The organism is Curtobacterium sp. SP.BCp (assembly GCF_051903255.1).
Taxonomy (GTDB): domain Bacteria; phylum Actinomycetota; class Actinomycetes; order Actinomycetales; family Microbacteriaceae; genus Curtobacterium.
The window spans coordinates 295,184-310,520 of the sequence record NZ_CP194338.1 but is presented as its reverse complement, the minus strand read 5'-3'; the positions used below and the strand labels follow the sequence as shown (position 1 = coordinate 310,520).

Below are 15,337 nucleotides of genomic sequence, written 5' to 3'. Positions count from 1 at the left end.
TGGTTTGTGGTTTGCCGTGGTTCCGGCGACGATCAGCGGATGGAGTCTGCCATGGTGGTCCGCACCCGCGACACGGTCCGGACCGGTGTTGTCGCCGAGGCGCGTGCCGCGCTCGCCCGCACTCACGACGTGTCCGAGCTCAGTGTGGAACCGGACGGGGCACCGTTCCGGTTCGAGGAGACGGTGGTGGCGTCGACGCGGCTGTCGTTGGAGTCGACCGCGTGCAACGGCACCGTGGCGGGCACGGTCCGCACCGGCGATGATGTGGTGGTCACCTGGTTCAAGTCCGGCCGCGGCACGATCGGTGAGCACCGCGCCCCGATCGGCCGGCCAATCCTGTTCCATCGGGACGCCGAACCGTTCCGATGGATCTCGTTCCAACAGGACACCCTTCGCATCGACCGGGACGTGGTGCAGAAAGTCGCCGCGGAACGCGGCGGATGGGCGCCGCAACCATTGGCGTTCAAGCCGTACCACGTGCCCGAGGGCGCCACGCTCGCAGCGTGGTGGCTGATGATCCGCACCGTCGCCACCGAGATCCTGGAAGGCCCGTCCGAGGTCGCGGCGGCACGTGACGAGGAACTGACCGTGATCGCCGCGGCGGGGCTGTTGACGGCCATCCCGCACTGGCCTGCTGGTGAGCAGAACGCGTCCCCGGCGAAAGCGCGGCTCGCCAGAGCGGAGGCGTTCATGCTGGAACACGCCACTGAACAGCTCACCGTGCAGCAGATCGCGGCAGCCGCCGGCATGAGCACTCGTGGTTTGCAGTCCGCGTTCCAACGCACGCATGAAAGCACCCCGCTGGCGTACCTGAAGCGGATCCGGCTGCAGATGGCGCAGAGCCTGCTCACCGAGGGCGCCGTGGACAGCGTCGCCGATATCGCGCAGCGGGTGGGATTGATGCACCTGGGCAGGTTCGCGGCTGCGTATCACGCTGAGTTCGGCGAGCGGCCCAGCCAGACGCTCCGCACCGCGAAAGCATCCCGCTGACTCGCAGCATGCACCGCCTGCTCGAGACGGATCAGCCGGTAGAAGATCAGCCGAAGATCCGACGTCAACTCGTCCGGCACCGGGTGCCGCACCGCACCGTTCCCGGTCACAGGAGTGGCTCCTGGAAGAAGTCGCCGTAGGCAGGATCAGTCTGCTCGGCGCCGTCCACTGACGTTATCGTGGTGGGGAGTTCGTAGACGCGTGCGTGGACGAGGGCGGCGATCTCGTCCGGGGACCGCATACCGCGGCGGTGCCACTGCCGCCGGTCCGCCCGCGCCTGCGCGAGCGAGCGTGGCTCCCGCGCCGGGTGCGGAGTGTGGGGCGGGTCCGCGGCGAGCAGACGACCGACATCGATCGGCTCCGTCGGCACACACCCGCGCAGACGGGCGGTCACGACAGCACCGCGAAGAAGATCAGCGCCGCTCCCAACGCGGCTACTGCCACAACCGCAGCACCCAGAGCCACCTCACGCAGCACCCGTTCACGGCTGGCCTGCTCCACCTCTGACAGCACGACCGGCATCGGCGCGGACACATGCCGCGCGACGGGTGCTGGGGCAGTGTCGAGCTGGTGCATGGTGTCCCTTCTGGTCCGAGCACGCCGGGTTGGGCGGCTCAGGAGCAGCGTAGAAAAACCCCACCCTGGTTCTTAAGTTTTTGAAGGAGTGACGTTATCTGGTCATCGCGGTGCGGTCGATGACGTTCTGAACCGCCGCTGCGAGCGATGCGATCCGCCGCGCGTCCTCGACGGGGATCGCATCGAGGAGTTCCTGCACCGCGTCCGGCAGTTCCCCGTACGCGTCCCGAAGCGCCGTTCGGGCATCGTCGGTGAGGTACAACACCCGGCCGCGGCGATCCTCCGGATCCCGCTCCCGATAAACCAGTCCACGGGCGACGAGTCGGTCCAGGAGCTGCGACACGGCGGCTTCCGTCACCCCGAGCGTCTCCGCTACCTGTCTCGGGCGAGCCGGGACGCCGGCGGCTGCCGCGGACGCGACGTATTGCACGGCGTTGAACTCGTTTGCTTTCAACCCCACCTGGGTCCGTGCGCGGGTCTGCAGCAGTGTCTCCGCGACGCGGAGCCGGTTCACTGACTCCAGTAGCAGCACCCCCATCGGCACCGTGTCCGTCTTCGCTAACGCCATGACCGGCACTCCTTCCTGCCGTCGAGTGTCCCACCCGGAACTCGCGCGGACCCAGGCAGCGCCAGCAGCAGTGCGATGCGAGGACGTCCGCGGCGGGTTCGGGTCAGGCCCGGACGCCCTCGCGCTACGGCGCCGTCGGGTTCGACGCTTCCGAGTCAAGACGAAACCAGCCCGGGAAACAGGGATCCGGGCTCCCGCAGCTAGGGACCACGGAGTAGCGGGTGTGACATTACAAGGACGCTTATCTGTTCCGTCCAGGAATGCGACAGCAGCCCGCTGCCCCGAGTCCGCTTGCGGCAAGCGCAATTTGGTCGCCGGGGTGGATCGGGTGACGGTGCCAGTACCCCCCTTGCGCTGCCCTGGCACCGTCGCCGCGACCTCACCGCGAACGGACGGTGAACCGTGACCCAGGAGCGTGCTAAACCGAGTCCGCGGCAGACTAACCCGGTTCCGCACCAGATGGAAGCCCGGCGAAGTTCTGGATCGGTGTCGCCGTCGGCCGATCGCAGGGTGTGGATGCCGGCTCTGCGGCAGAGCCGGCATCCCGTGCGTAACCAGACCCGAACTGATCACGCGCTCCCACCCTGCCGGACACGGCCGATTCCGCACAAGACGGCGAAAAGGCGGACAGACCTCTGGGTATCTGGGCGGCAGACTGGGAGGTGCTCCGGATGGTGACCGGGGAAGAGCCGTGCTGCGGTCCTGATTCACGCGGCGCGGTTCGGGCGGTGCCCGGTGCTTGCCGTTGCGGAGCACCGGGCACCGCTCTCTTATACGACGGGAATGTCCCAGTAGGTGGGCTGCTCGTACTGCTCGGACCATCCACGGCGCATCCGCGTCGCCGCCCGGTCGAACTCCGTCACGACATCCGTGTCCGCCGTCAGGAGCGCCTGCAGGCGGAGCCCGTCGTAGAGCGCGAGGAGCTGTTTCGCGCCACGGACCGGGTCCATCGTCGATGGTTCCCGGCCATCCCGCACGTCGACGACGAGTCCCTGATGGATCGCTTCCCGGAACCGCCGGTACATCGACCGGTAGTAGTCCGCCCCGTCCAACGACGAGTCGGCGGAGGACGCGAGACTGTAGGCCAACAGCTCCATCAGCGCCGGTTCTTCCGCGTGCGCTGCCATCAGCGCGTGCAGGTACGCCACCGTCCCCTTTTCAGCGATCAACGGCGCCAACGGTGCCGAGATCGCATGCGTCCATCGCTCCACTGTCGCCGCCAACAGTGCCCGATCCGTCGGGAAGAACTCCCGCACCGCTTCTGGCGTCATTCCTGCATGCGCGGCAGCGACGTCAAGGTTGAAGCGGGTCACACCGCCGTCGTGCAAGGCGGCGATCGCACCGTTGATCGCCCGCGTGCGCGGGGCTTCCTCTTCGTCCGCGGTCTGACTCGTGAGCGGGGCGAGCGGGTGCTTCCGGAACCACTCCAGCAACCCACGAGCTCGTGTCAGCCCCGCCGCCGGGTCGAGCGCCTGACCGGACGCGAAGAGGTCCCGGAAACCCGGGACCTGCTGCATCAGCGGATCGAGCGGCTGGAACGCCATCGACCAGTCCGGGAACGACCGCTGCCCGATTTGCTCATCCAGGAGCACACGGACGTTGGTGTGCCGCGGGTCGCGGCGGACCTGCTCGAACCGGGCGCCGACGGTCTCGTCATCGCCCTCGAGGATCCCGAGGCAGTTGTCGCCCTTGTGCGCGAGGACCCCGGTCACGCCGAGCGCGGTGTTCTTCTCCCGGCCAACGGCGAGGATCTGCGCAAGCTCGGTATCCGTGATTGGACGGGTCTGAGTGCTGGTGTACACGATCGAACGCATCGTTCTGGTCTCCCTGTCTGCCGGAACACGTTGCGGCTTCGAGTGAACTGCGCCGTCTCCTGCCCTGCAACCCCCCAACCGGCCGCACGCGGCAGGCACGACACGAAGCGCAGAGAACCGCCAGGGTTCGACCTGATCTGGCACGCGCTGCGACCGGCGCCGGCAACGCGACCGGACAGGATCGCCGGAGCTGCGGCCGACGACGAACGCGGTGTCTGGCTGCAACCCGAATGCAGCCAGACACGACACCATCCGAACGCGGACATCCGAACACCATGAGTGCACCACGACCTCGGATGCTCGAGAAGGCCCAGAACGCGGGGAGAACGTACGTTCTCCCCGCGTTTTGGGCCCGCCAAAACGCGTGCACGACCCTGGCACGGCCGAGATCGCGCGGCGGAAGACACACTGACCTCGAAGCTGTGCACCACCGGCAACTCGAAACGGATCGCGTGACGGCAATGAATAACCGGTGATCGCTGCGGATCAGTCAGCTCGAAGTGACTGGACGAGCGGCTATGGGCAAAGCCTGTGCTCTTCCATCCTGAGCACGTCGAACCGATGGCGGAACTGGTCCCGAACGTCGTGCGGTGCTCTCGTACGGACGCGTGCAATCGTGGCTGACGGCGTCTCGCCGAACGCGGCAGCATACTGGCCAGAGAATCTCCCGAGGTGCACCAGTTGCGCGGCCCGAGCAATCTGCCCAACGCTTCGCAGCTCATCGGGATTCAGCAATTGGCGACGCGTGTGCAGGAGCCGTATGCGACGAAGCACATGCATCGGCGACTCGCCTACCGCGATCTGGAACAGTTCTTGCAGCCGGCGCGGGCTCAGGTCGACAGCGTCGGCGACATCCGTGATCTCAAGCACGGAGCTGTGCTGCTCGTCCATGAACTGCAAGGCGCGCTGCACGACGGAACGGAGAGTCGTCGTGTCGAACCCAAGCAAAGCCACCACCGAATCGTTCACCGCAATCTCCCTTGTACCCAGGCGACGCGTCATCATCGCATCCCCGGCACGGAGAGGTGACGACCGACGCCGACGCTCCGCAGCATGCCGCTTAGGTGGATCCGACGCGAGATGGTCCGACCGTGCCCACGAACGACATCAGATCGTCGAGGAACAGCGCGGCTTCCTCGTCAGGGGCGTCATGCGGCGCGTCCCACTGCGTGATACATCCGTCGGTTTCGTGCCGGTGGGGGCCAGCGTGCTCGGTAGGCCTTGAGCATGATCGGTCCCAGAACATTGCTCCGCACCGCTGGTCCATCGCCTCAGCCCACCACAAACCGAATGTGTGGTGGCCCAGTCCCGACAATCCTGCCGAAGCCAGCACCCGGCGGCCCCAGTTTCGCGATGCGGCTGCCGTAACCGAAGCTGCTGGATCGCTCGCGTGGCTGTCCCCGCTGTCAGCATGCAGGAATTGTGATCGGCGGGTCAGCGCTGCGCAGTGAACCAATTGAGGTCTGGCCAGTCTTCCGACTCCGCCGGCTTCGCCGCCGTTTCGAGCTCAGCACCAACCCGACGACGAAGCGCAGTTAAGGTCTCCACGACGAGCGCTGGAACCGAGTCGTCAGGTTCATAGAGCGAGCCGCCAGCTCGCGGATCTCCAGCGGGACGCGAACCGAGCCGCTCGTCTTCTCTGTCCGGCGTCATCGGCCAACTGTCTCATACCGAAGATCGCGGCGAGCTCCGTCTCGGACGGCAGCGCTGCTCGCACGACCGGTGGCAGCACGTAGCGGACCACCCCGACCAGGCTCCGCCAACCAGGCGGAGAGCGCCGAACGACAGCGCCGTTCTGCCATCACGCGGCCACCGTTCGACGGCGCCGCGAGAGCATCGCCGACAGCGCCTCCGGCGAACTCAAGCGCCCCGAACCGCCGCGCGAGCACATCGACCACGCTCGGCCATTCGTCGAGCTACGCGGCGGTCAATGCTCGGGCTGCCACGGTGCAAGGGTCGTGGTTCACAGGACCGGACGGATCTCGAGCCTCCGGTTACAAGCCTTCGATGCCTTCTCCGCTAGGCGGAGCGCCACGTCGGCGTCGGAAGCGTCCCAGATCCGGGACTGCTGCAGGTTGAGTTGACTCATTCGTCTAGGCCGCGAGTGCGACCTGTGGGTTGATGATCGTCTCGTACTCGATCGGGGTCAACTTCCCGAGACCACGTTGACGGCGTCTCCGGTGGTACGTGCCCTCGATCCAGGTGATGATCGCCAGCCGGAGCTCCTCGCGTGTGGCCCAACGTCGCCGATTGAGGACGTTCTTCTGCAGCAGAGCGAAGAACGATTCCATCGCGGCGTTGTCCGCGCATGCACCGACGCGGCCCATCGATCCGAGCAGGCCGGCGTCATCGAGCGCCCGGACGAACTTCTTCGACCGGAACTGGCTGCCGCGGTCCGAGTGAACGACGGTTCCTGCTGGGTTGCGGCGCTGCACCGCCATCTGCAGAGCGGCGACGGCGAGCGAGGACCGCATCCGATCGCTGATCGAGTACCCCACGATCCGGCGAGAACAGGCGTCCTTCACCGCGCAGAGGTAGAGCTTGCCCTCTGCGGTGTTGTGCTCCGTGATGTCCGTCAACCACAACCGGTCCAGATCCGGCGCCGTGAACGCCCGTCGGACCCGGTCGTCGTGCACTGGTGGTCCCGCCTTCCGGTTCAGGCCGCGCTTCTTCGCATGCAGCGACCAGAGCCGCTGCTGCGAGCACAACCGCCATACCCGCCGCTCGGACGTCGTATGGCCGGCTGCATGAAGGTCGTCGGCGATGAACCGATAGCCGAACGTCGGGTCGTCCCGGTGCGCGTCGACCGCGGCATTGGTCAGATGCGCGTCGTCCCAGTCCCGCTGAGAGACCGGATCGGCGCGCCACCGATAGAACGCCTGCTTCGAGAACCCCAGCACCCGGCAGGCCACCGCGACGGGAATCCGGTCTGCGGCGAGTTCGAGGACCAGCGGGTAGATCATTTTGGGAGTTGCGACTGGGCGAAGTACGCGGCCGCCCGGCGGAGGATCTCGTTCTCCTGCTCGAGCAGCCGGATCCGTTTCTGCGCCTCCCGCAGCTCGGCTTGCTCGACCGCTTTCGCCGACGGCGACGCTGCGACATTGATGCCGTCGTCACGGTCCGCGAGGCGCAGCCAGCGGGCCAGACAGGACTCTGACACCCCGAAGTCTTTCGCGACCTGCCGCACCGATGTCTCGCCCTTCCGGGCGACCGCGATCACATCACGGCGGAACTCTTCCGGATACGCCTTCACCATGGCGCACATCCTTCCAGCAGGAGCCAATGCCCCTACCTGTCAGGAGTCAACCGAACCTGCAGCAGTCCCTCCAGATCCCAGCAACGAATTCGCGGGTCTGCATGTGGGGGCCGTCCGTCACGAGACCAGCATCCCCACGGTTGTCGACCACCGTCGCACGCTCCGGGGCCGCTAGTCCGGCCGCGAACACCCAGTGGCCGTCCCTGCGGAGCTGGTTGTTGAACGTGTCGATCGCGGCCATCTCTGCCTCCGTCGCGCGGCCGGAGGTCTGCTCGTCGCCGATGGCACCGCCGTCGAGGACGTTGACGAGGTACTGCACGGACATCTCCTTTGATTGTCGACCGGTCGTGCGGTCTGATCGTCAACCGGTCGTGCGGTCCTACCTGTACAACGAACACCTTGCCCGGGATCGGTCTGCAACACCAGAAAGCGTTGCCCTCGTCGGAATCGCGGTAGCTGAACCTGGGCCCCGCAGCGCTCACGACGGTGTCCAGGAAGCGTCCGACACGCCGAGTCTGCGGTGCGCCTTGCAGTAGTTGTCTTCACCCGTCTAACCGATGAAGAGGTGCTGAGCTGGAGGACTTGCTGGCGCCTGTTCGCGGGTGAACACTGGGCGGCAAGCGGAAGGAGCCGCGCATGCACGATTCGCTCTACATCGGTGAGCCGGGCGTACCGCCAGTACGAATCGAGACATACCGAGGCGTTCGACGGCGGGTGCGATTCGGGACGCATACGGATCGCGGACCGTCAGTCCTGCACGACTGCTTCCCCGACGCGGGTGACCGGTCTACGAGAGAACAACATCATGCTCCTACCCCGAACGGTGATCGCGCCCCGGCATGACGACGCCAATCCGACTGCTGCCGCGTCGCCTCTCTTGCCGCGGGTCTGTCCCTCTCTTGCCCTACGACTCGGTGTTTAGAGCGCTCGTGAGAAGCACAGCGACGCGGTGTGGTCGTGGTACAACCCGAATGGTCGGATTCGTGTGAAGCCGTTCCGGATGAACAGCGCGACTGCGTGCGGTTGCAGCAGCCCCATCTCCGCCACAACCGCCGGCGCCTGAAGCTCCTCAGCTTGCGCCAGAAGCTCGAGGAGCAGCAGGTTGCCAATACCGTTGCCGCGCGAATCGGGTCGGACGAACAAGCGTCGGACTTCGAAGACCCCGTCACCTGCTGCACTCAGCGACCCGGTTCCAAGGGCCAGCCCGGACTGATCCCGTGCGATCACATGCGCAGCGGCGGTCGCCGCGGTGAGCGGCCGCCCCTGATCGGCTGCGTACCCGTAGACCCGGTCGACTTCAAGCCGGGCTGCGGCACGCAGCCGGACGGCATCATCGCCGCCGAATGGTTCAGCGGCGACCGAAACAGAAAACAGATGCATGGGAGGTGTGTTCTCTACTAGGCGGGGTGCCGCTGTACCGGTGTTCGGTCGGCACCACTGACGCTGGCGTCGATCACGGACGGGGTGTCGGCAGTGCGGTGGCACCGCAATGACGAGCGGTCAGACACGATTCAGATCGGCTCTCGGACGCGCCGCGTTCTCGGATGCTGCGGTCAGCCGACGAGGCCAAGGTCCCAGACCGGTGGCACATACTCGCGTGACCATCCTTCACGCAGCCGGGTCACGGCTCGGTCGAACGCGTCGAGGAGATCCATATCGGGTCGCACCATGGACTGCAGCTGAAGACCCTCGTATGTCGCCAGCAGCTGCTCGGATCCACGTGATGGCTCCATCGTGCGGGGCTCACGCCCGAGCACGATGTCCCGCTCGAGGGACCGCTGCACGAACGTATGGAAGCGCCGCCACCGGGAGTGCAGCATCGGTGCCAACGGATGCTCGGGTGATGCAGCGATATTGAGCGTCGCCGTGAGGAACCGCATGAGCGACGGATCGGCGATGTTCGCCATCACGATCGCTCGCAGGAACCGTACGGTGCCGTGCTGTTCAGCGACCGGCATGAGCGGTGCGGTGCGCTGGTCGTTCCAGCGGTCGATCGTCGCCAGAAGCAGACCATCCCAGCTCGGGAACGTCTGGTCGATCACCACCGCCGGTTCTCCGATCGCGGATGCGACAACATCCGGGCTCACCTCGTGCAGCGGACGAGTGCGGAGGGCAACCATCATTCCCTCGACGACTCGTGAACGCAGCGGCGTCCCATCCAACGAATCAATGTCCATGCATGTACATCAGCAGGTTGCATCGAAGAAGGGTTACCCCCAGAACGGGAACGCACGTTCTCTGGACAGGGCACCTCTCCCGTGCGCCACACGGAGTCGACCTGCCGAACAGCGGCAACGAGGCCTACCACTTAGCGGCCCGACGGCCACTCTTGGCTCTCACGAAGCCCGAGAGTGATCGGTCGACAGTTCCACTCCGGTACAACCCTGAGTGCGGGCCTGTGCCTGTCCTCTTGGGTAGAGGCATGAACACGAATGCACGTTGGGCTCTTGCACCCGCTGTCGTTGCGCTCGGTGTGGTACTCGCCGGCTGCAGCTCGTCCAGTACGCCGACACCAACCGCCACGCGAACCGTCACCGCAACAGCCTCCAGCGACGTGACGCCGCCAACGTCAGCGTCGACCTCGTCATCATCGACTCCATCCGCTTCGGCAACCGACAACGCCGGCGGAGACACCGGCACGGGCGCCGGCGGTCGAGCCCCGGATGCGAACGCGTCCCGCTGCACGACCGAACACCTCAAGGGGGCCTTCGCCGGTCAGGATGCTGGCGCATCGAACGTCGACGAGGAGCTCCAGCTCACCAACACCGGAACCACGGACTGCACCCTGCAGGGCTGGCCCGGTGTCTCCCTTGTCGGCGACAGCAACGGCACCCAGATCGGCCAGCCGGCCGAGTTCGACCGCAGCACCGCGCACGAGGTCGTGTCGCTAAAGCCAGGAACCACTGCGGTCGCACACTTCCACTACGTCCAAGCCGACGCCTTCGATCAGGCAACGTGCAAGCCTGTGACCGGTGACGGGTTCCGCGTGTACCCGCCGGGGTCAACGACGAGCCTGTTCATCGCCGCCAGCGGCGTGAAGGGATGCACCGCGGGGAACGAGAAGATCTTCACCGTCGGCGCGTTCCACTGACCATCCGCCTCGGGTTCACTGCACCTCCTTGCGGCGCCAGCGCTCCTTCCAATTTGCCCTACCCGGAACGCAGAAATGCCGGACGGTGCCCGTAGGTTCCCTCTGCGGCGTCCGTCCTCACTTCGTGGTGCTGTCAGAGTGATCGTGGCTGTTGTCTTCGGGTGCGGCGCTCATCATGCGGAGCATCGACCAAGAACCGCCGCGGACGAACACGATCAGCAAGAACGCGGCGATCAGGAGGAACACGATGTTGAGCCAGGCGGTGTAGTTCCAGCTGATTGATGTCGCCACGATGCTTAGGTGCCGGTTCGTGGGGATCAAGCCCAGAGGGGTGAACAGCAGTTCGACAGCGTACCCAGCGAGGACCATCGCGCCGTAGAAGATCCCGGTGATACGGAGGGCTGCTTTCCAGCCGTAGTACTTCCGGTAGATGATGATGATCGGGATGATGATCAGGTCGGCGAAGATGAAGCTGATCACGCCGCCGAAGCTGATCCCACCGTTCCAGAGCACTGCGGCGAGGGGGACGTTGCCGACGGAGCAGACAAAGCTCACCATCGCCAGGATCGGTCCGATGATCGGGTCGATGATGAACGCCAGCGTGGGATGTCCATCGAGGAACACCACTTGCAGCCAGGCTTTCGGCACCCACGCGTCGAACGCGCCGGCGATGAGCAGGCCGATGATAATGTCGCGGATGACGGATGCCCAGTCCATGACGAAGTACTGCGACACGCTCGTCAGCCCGGGCTTCGAGAACAGCCGCCGCCAGAACCCCTGGTTACCCTGCACGGACATGTCCATCGCCGCGTGGCCCTCCATTAATCCGGAGAGGCCTTTTTCGGCTTGCTCGCGGGCGCCGTCGAGGATCTTGCCGCGCATCCAAAGCCGGAAGCCGAGGGCGATGAGGATGATCATGATCGGGCCGCCGACGAACTCCGCGAGCGTGAACTGCCACCCCATCACAAACGCCAGGATCAGCCCGAGCTCGACGACGAGGTTCGTCGACGCGACCTCGAACGCCATCGCGGACGACAGGCTCGCACCCTTCCGGAAAAGAGCACGCGCCAATGCGACGGCCGCGTAGGAGCAGGACGACGACAGGGCGCCGAGTCCGGTCGCGACGCTGATCGCGCGAGGCGAGTCGTCGTGCATGAGCTTCGTGATCCGGTCCGTGCGGACGACGGCCTGGATGATGCCGGACAGGGTGAAGCCGAGGATGAGGGGCCAGAGGATCTCCCACCCCATGGAGCCAGCGGCTGCGAGGGCGTCGCCGAGCGCGTTGATGACGAACATGTGCACCTACTTCGTTGCGGTGCGGGCAGAGTGTCCCGCAGCGTCTTGCAGATGAGGGAGTCCGGGCCGGGTAGGACCGAACCGGTTGCGCGCCGAGGGGGCGGTCGAGCCTTGCCTCGGCGCGCGCCGGGTCACTTGGATGCGAGCATGTCCTGCATCTGGGTGATCTGCTCCGTCTGGCTCTGGACGATCGATTTCGCCAGGGCGACCGTGTCAGCGTTCTTGCCCTTGGTGACCTCGGTTTTCGCCATGTCAACGGCGCTGGTGTGATGCTGGATCATCTGCTCGAGGTAGAGCTTCCCGGCGTCCCGCGGGGACGCGTTCTGGAGGGCCTGCATGGCGGAGTGGGACATCATCCCCGACATTGAGGAGTGATCCATACCGGACATGCTCGGCATCTGGGGCGGCTGGTTCCAGCTTTTCAGCCACCCGGTCATGGTCCTGATTTCGGAGGCCTGTTCGGTTTTGATCTGCTTCGCCAGCGTCACGACGTCTGCCTGCACGCCGGAGCCCTTCGCGAGAAGCATGTTGCTCATCTCGATGGCCTGCTGGTGGTGGGTCAGCATCTGCTGCGTGAATTTGACGTCCTGATCGTTGTGCGACGCCACGGACGACGAAGACTTGGACGACGAGGAGTCCGACGACGACGTGTTTGGGCTGCTGGTGTTGTTGGTGGAGCATCCGGCGAGGATGAGCCCGATGGTGAGGGCTGCGGCGGCCGTGGAGGTGGTCTGCATGGTGGATTCCGTTTCCGTGGATGCGTCAGATGGGTGCGGGCAGGCGGATGCCTGCCCGGGTTCTGGACATGCGGGTGCTCCCGGAGGGTGAGAGGACCCGCCGGGGTGGAATCAGACTCGGATGATCTGCAATGCCGATCGTGACGGCGGCCGCGGCACCGCGACACGGCGTGCCACGTGGGCTGCGAGGGCGAGCAGCCGCGCGAGGAGCTGCAGCACCCCGCCACTGCGGGCGCGGAGCAGCACCCACGCGAGCAGGACGATCGTCAGCATGCATGCCATCCCCATCAGGGAGCACATCAGCGCACACAAGCCGCCATCGCAGCCGGCATCGCTGAGGACGTTCATCACCGCAACAGCGGGAACCATGTCTTGAGCAGGACCGGTGGCCGCGGTGTGACCGGTGGCAGCGGTGGGATGGTGCTCCACCGTGGCGGTGGGAGCGGTCATCGGATGCTCGTGGTCGGCGGTGTGCCCAGCCATGGTGTGCATCAGGACCGTGAACCCGACCAGTAGCAGCAACGCCACCGTCGCCGTGACCTGCAACAGCAGCCGGCGACGCGGAGACGTGGTGATGATCATCTGATCTCAATGGGTCATGGAGCGGAGAGCGTCAGCCGTGCGAGGCGACAGGTGACCGTGATGATACCCCCAAGGGGTACCCACCGTCCGTCCGAAGATCGCGGAGGGCAGCAGCCGGCACAGGTATCGAGGTGCGGAAGATCGTTGGTGCGGGTACCGGGTGGTGGGTGCATACTGGTGGGGTCTTCGGACCCGGCAGTGGGGCTTGCCGGACCCAACCTCGACACTCGTCGACAACAGTCCCTATCTCAGCTGGTCGCGCTTCTGCGCGCCTGAGGTAGGGAGATGCCATGGTCGAATCGAACACCGCCGGTGTTGTCGTCGTCGGTGTGCAGCCAGGGCAGGCGCACGATGTCATCGGTGTCGCGGCTGCGGTCGCTGAACGCTTCAGCGCCCGAGTGGTGTGTATGGTCGTCGATCCGGCGCTGCTGTCAACGGGGGTGCGTGCGGACGGGTCGGAGATCATTGAACCGATCGACCCGGACACGGCGGACAGCGTCCCGCAGCAGCTGCCCGACGATGACGTAGGGCTCATCCGCGATCTTGCTGCAGCGCGGTCGGTGGACGTGGAGATCGTCTCTAGGGTTGGGGATCCGGGTCGCGCACTTGCTGCGGTGGCTGAGGAACAAGATGCGGTGATGATCGTCGTCGGATCGCAGGCCGGTCGACGCCGGATGGCGGAACTGCTCACCGGTTCGGTCGCCGCGCACCTGACGCATCAGCAGCTCCGGCCGGTGCTGGTCGTCCCGCGTCACCCGGTTGGCGTCACCGTGCTCCAGCCGTTGGATGCCCTTTGACGGGCACGCTGACGCTCCTGCGGCATGGGGAGAGCACCGCGAACGAAGCCGGCACCTTCACCGGGCTCATCGACGTCCCCCTCACGCCCCACGGTGAACAGCAAGCGTCCGCGGCGGGGCAGCTCCTCCGGTCGAACCTCGTCACGCTGGACGTCGTGGTCACCTCGACATTGCGTCGCGCCGTCCACACGGCCGAATTGGTCTGCGACGCCCTCGGGACGCAGCTGCCAACGGAAGCGGTGTGGCAGTTCAACGAACGCAACTACGGCGCCCTGACCGGGATGACGACGACCGACGCCCGCGGCACGCTCGGTGACGACGAGTACGTGCGGCTCCGCAGGTCCCGTGACGGCACGCCGCCACCGATGTCGCTGCAGCTGTGGGAGGAACTGCGGTCGAGCTCTGCGCTGCGCGGCCTGCCCGACGGCGCCCTCCGACGCACCGAGGCTCTCTCGGACGTCATTGAGCGGGTCCGCCCCGTCTTGCACGACTGGCTCCTGCCGCTGGTGCGGGCAGGGCGGAGCGTCCTCGTCGTCGCGCACGGGAACTCGCTCCGCGCACTCTGCTCATGCATCGACGACCTCACCGACCCGGAACTGAAGCGGCTGAACCTGCCGACCGGGCAACCCGTGCAGTACCACCTTGGCCCGACGGGTGCTCTCGTCCCGCGGGGTGGGGCGTTCCTGGATCCGGTAGCAGCACAGCACGCCGCGGCGCTGGTCGCGGCAGAAGGCGGAACATGACCACCCGAACGGACACCCCGATGCCCGACGACCAGCTCCCCTCCGACCCGGACGTCGACGTCTCCGACCCTGCAACGACCATGCGGCCGGTGCATCTGCGGTGGCGGTACGTCGGCCTGGTCGCCGTCGGCGGCGGGGCTGGTACTGCCCTCCGTGACGTCATCAGTAGCGTGCTGCCTGCCGATGGCGGGGTGAGTTGGTCGATCTTCTGGATCAACATCACCGGGGCGCTGGCCCTCGGTGTGCTGTTGGAGGCGCTCGCGCACCGCGGGCCGGACGCCGGCCGCCGACGCGTGCTGCGGCTGCTCCTCGGGACCGGGGTCCTCGGTGGGTTCACCACCTACAGCACCCTCGCCGAGTCCACTGCCGCCCTGTTCCTAGAGGGGCACGGACTCGCCGGTACCGGCTATGCGCTCCTGACTGTCCTGTCCGGCGCGATCGCGACCGCGTGCGGTCTCGTGGTCGCCGGCTGGTTCCGTCCCCAAACGGAGGACGCATGAACGCCGCGTTCATCCTTGCCGTCGCCGTCGGCGGTGGCGTCGGTGCTGCTGGCCGGTTCCTCCTCGATGGGTTGATCAACACCGGCCGGGAGTTCCGGGTCCCACTCGGGACGCTGACGATCAACATCACCGGGTCGCTGCTGCTGGGACTCATCGTCGGTGCTGCCACCCACCTCGGCGCGGTGCCGGTCGCGGTCCTCGGCAGCGGGGTGATGGGCGGCTACACCACGTTCAGCACCGCCAGCTTCGAGACTGTCCGTCTCGCCCGCAGCGGACGGATCGCCGCCGCCGCTGTCAACGGTCTCGGGATACTCGTCGTCTCCGTCGCCGCCGCGACCGCCGGCGTCCTCCTCGGCGGCACCCCGTGACCACCCCACCCACGGACCG

At 66.4% G+C, this 15,337-nt stretch carries 18 protein-coding genes; 6 read left to right on the top strand and 12 right to left on the bottom strand.

The features are described 5' to 3' along the window. Positions 1-39 precede the first annotated feature (39 nt). Entirely contained in the window at positions 40-990 is a 951-nt protein-coding gene (locus ACRQ4C_RS01650) for a helix-turn-helix domain-containing protein (RefSeq protein ID WP_439689829.1), read from the top strand. Between the two features lie 106 nt (positions 991-1,096). On the opposite strand, the gene ACRQ4C_RS01645 is transcribed toward ACRQ4C_RS01650, so the two are convergent. The 9 genes from ACRQ4C_RS01645 to ACRQ4C_RS01605 all read right to left on the bottom strand — a co-directional run bounded on the left by ACRQ4C_RS01645 (position 1,097) and on the right by ACRQ4C_RS01605 (position 9,381). Continuing rightward, complete coding sequence (locus tag ACRQ4C_RS01645) at positions 1,097-1,231, bottom strand: hypothetical protein (protein ID WP_439689828.1); 135 nt, start codon at positions 1,229-1,231, stop codon at positions 1,097-1,099. A 149-nt stretch (positions 1,232-1,380) separates the two neighbouring features. Continuing rightward, positions 1,381-1,566, bottom strand: coding sequence for a hypothetical protein (locus ACRQ4C_RS01640; RefSeq protein WP_439689827.1), 186 nt, complete (start codon positions 1,564-1,566; stop codon positions 1,381-1,383). 94 nt (positions 1,567-1,660) lie between these two features. Further along, a complete protein-coding gene (locus ACRQ4C_RS01635) occupies positions 1,661-2,098 on the bottom strand; it encodes a MarR family winged helix-turn-helix transcriptional regulator (RefSeq protein ID WP_439689826.1) in 438 nt (145 codons plus the stop codon). Positions 2,099-2,904: 806 nt separating this feature from the next. Then, positions 2,905-3,936, bottom strand: coding sequence for a BLUF domain-containing protein (locus ACRQ4C_RS01630; RefSeq protein WP_439689825.1), 1,032 nt, complete (start codon positions 3,934-3,936; stop codon positions 2,905-2,907). 528 nt (positions 3,937-4,464) lie between these two features. Beyond that, entirely contained in the window at positions 4,465-4,749 is a 285-nt protein-coding gene (locus ACRQ4C_RS01625; protein ID WP_439690932.1) for a helix-turn-helix domain-containing protein, read from the bottom strand. A gap of 1,292 nt (positions 4,750-6,041) precedes the next feature. Next, positions 6,042-7,204, bottom strand: a protein-coding gene (locus ACRQ4C_RS01620) for an IS3 family transposase (RefSeq protein ID WP_439689784.1) whose coding sequence is annotated in 2 segments (ribosomal slippage) — positions 6,042-6,925 and positions 6,925-7,204 — 1,164 coding nt in all. Because the reading frame shifts where the segments join, the coding sequence is not laid out codon by codon here. Positions 7,205-7,250: 46 nt separating this feature from the next. Continuing rightward, the gene (locus ACRQ4C_RS01615) at positions 7,251-7,523 is read right to left on the bottom strand and encodes a YciI family protein (protein ID WP_439689824.1); all 273 of its coding nucleotides are present in this window, start codon (positions 7,521-7,523) and stop codon (positions 7,251-7,253) included. A gap of 599 nt (positions 7,524-8,122) precedes the next feature. Next, complete coding sequence (locus ACRQ4C_RS01610) at positions 8,123-8,584, bottom strand: GNAT family N-acetyltransferase (protein ID WP_439689823.1); 462 nt, start codon at positions 8,582-8,584, stop codon at positions 8,123-8,125. A 173-nt stretch (positions 8,585-8,757) separates the two neighbouring features. Continuing rightward, positions 8,758-9,381: a TetR/AcrR family transcriptional regulator gene (locus tag ACRQ4C_RS01605; protein WP_439689822.1), complete on the bottom strand. Its 624-nt coding sequence runs from the start codon at positions 9,379-9,381 to the stop codon at positions 8,758-8,760. A 245-nt stretch (positions 9,382-9,626) separates the two neighbouring features. Between ACRQ4C_RS01605 and ACRQ4C_RS01600 the strand changes: the two genes are divergently transcribed. Further along, positions 9,627-10,295, top strand: coding sequence for a DUF4232 domain-containing protein (locus ACRQ4C_RS01600; RefSeq protein WP_439689821.1), 669 nt, complete (start codon positions 9,627-9,629; stop codon positions 10,293-10,295). Between the two features lie 117 nt (positions 10,296-10,412). Here the strand turns inward: ACRQ4C_RS01600 and ACRQ4C_RS01595 are convergent, their stop codons facing one another. From ACRQ4C_RS01595 to ACRQ4C_RS01585, 3 genes are all read right to left on the bottom strand, one after another. After that, positions 10,413-11,591 carry a permease gene (locus ACRQ4C_RS01595; protein WP_439689820.1) on the bottom strand — a complete coding sequence of 393 codons (1,179 nt, stop codon included), beginning with the start codon at positions 11,589-11,591 and terminating at the stop codon, positions 10,413-10,415. Between the two features lie 131 nt (positions 11,592-11,722). Further along, positions 11,723-12,328 carry a DUF305 domain-containing protein gene (locus ACRQ4C_RS01590; protein WP_439689819.1) on the bottom strand — a complete coding sequence of 202 codons (606 nt, stop codon included), beginning with the start codon at positions 12,326-12,328 and terminating at the stop codon, positions 11,723-11,725. Between the two features lie 111 nt (positions 12,329-12,439). Next, positions 12,440-12,910, bottom strand: coding sequence for a hypothetical protein (locus tag ACRQ4C_RS01585; RefSeq protein ID WP_439689818.1), 471 nt, complete (start codon positions 12,908-12,910; stop codon positions 12,440-12,442). 290 nt (positions 12,911-13,200) lie between these two features. Between ACRQ4C_RS01585 and ACRQ4C_RS01580 the strand changes: the two genes are divergently transcribed. The 4 genes from ACRQ4C_RS01580 to ACRQ4C_RS01565 are packed head-to-tail and all read left to right on the top strand — an operon-like array spanning position 13,201 to position 15,318. Beyond that, complete coding sequence (locus tag ACRQ4C_RS01580; RefSeq protein WP_439689817.1) at positions 13,201-13,707, top strand: universal stress protein; 507 nt, start codon at positions 13,201-13,203, stop codon at positions 13,705-13,707. Further along, a complete protein-coding gene (locus tag ACRQ4C_RS01575; protein ID WP_439689816.1) occupies positions 13,704-14,450 on the top strand; it encodes a 2,3-bisphosphoglycerate-dependent phosphoglycerate mutase in 747 nt (248 codons plus the stop codon). Before ACRQ4C_RS01580 ends, ACRQ4C_RS01575 begins: the two co-directional genes overlap by 4 nt. Further along, the gene (locus ACRQ4C_RS01570; RefSeq protein ID WP_439689815.1) at positions 14,447-14,950 is read left to right on the top strand and encodes a fluoride efflux transporter FluC; all 504 of its coding nucleotides are present in this window, start codon (positions 14,447-14,449) and stop codon (positions 14,948-14,950) included. Before ACRQ4C_RS01575 ends, ACRQ4C_RS01570 begins: the two co-directional genes overlap by 4 nt. Beyond that, on the top strand, positions 14,947-15,318 hold the full coding sequence (locus tag ACRQ4C_RS01565; RefSeq protein ID WP_439689814.1) for a fluoride efflux transporter FluC: 372 nt from the start codon (positions 14,947-14,949) through the stop codon (positions 15,316-15,318). Before ACRQ4C_RS01570 ends, ACRQ4C_RS01565 begins: the two co-directional genes overlap by 4 nt. Positions 15,319-15,337: the final 19 nt, after the last annotated feature.

Coding starts and splice junctions, on each gene's coding strand:
- ACRQ4C_RS01570 (WP_439689815.1), top strand. CDS start 14,447: ATGACCACCCGAACGGACACCCCGATGCCCGACGACCAGCTCCCCTCC.
- ACRQ4C_RS01645 (WP_439689828.1), bottom strand. CDS start 1,231: ATGCGGTCCCCGGACGAGATCGCCGCCCTCGTCCACGCACGCGTCTAC.
- ACRQ4C_RS01650 (WP_439689829.1), top strand. CDS start 40: ATGGAGTCTGCCATGGTGGTCCGCACCCGCGACACGGTCCGGACCGGT.
- ACRQ4C_RS01605 (WP_439689822.1), bottom strand. CDS start 9,381: ATGGACATTGATTCGTTGGATGGGACGCCGCTGCGTTCACGAGTCGTC.
- ACRQ4C_RS01580 (WP_439689817.1), top strand. CDS start 13,201: ATGGTCGAATCGAACACCGCCGGTGTTGTCGTCGTCGGTGTGCAGCCA.
- ACRQ4C_RS01585 (WP_439689818.1), bottom strand. CDS start 12,910: ATGATCATCACCACGTCTCCGCGTCGCCGGCTGCTGTTGCAGGTCACG.
- ACRQ4C_RS01640 (WP_439689827.1), bottom strand. CDS start 1,566: ATGCACCAGCTCGACACTGCCCCAGCACCCGTCGCGCGGCATGTGTCC.
- ACRQ4C_RS01610 (WP_439689823.1), bottom strand. CDS start 8,584: ATGCATCTGTTTTCTGTTTCGGTCGCCGCTGAACCATTCGGCGGCGAT.
- ACRQ4C_RS01600 (WP_439689821.1), top strand. CDS start 9,627: ATGAACACGAATGCACGTTGGGCTCTTGCACCCGCTGTCGTTGCGCTC.
- ACRQ4C_RS01565 (WP_439689814.1), top strand. CDS start 14,947: ATGAACGCCGCGTTCATCCTTGCCGTCGCCGTCGGCGGTGGCGTCGGT.
- ACRQ4C_RS01595 (WP_439689820.1), bottom strand. CDS start 11,591: ATGTTCGTCATCAACGCGCTCGGCGACGCCCTCGCAGCCGCTGGCTCC.
- ACRQ4C_RS01590 (WP_439689819.1), bottom strand. CDS start 12,328: ATGCAGACCACCTCCACGGCCGCCGCAGCCCTCACCATCGGGCTCATC.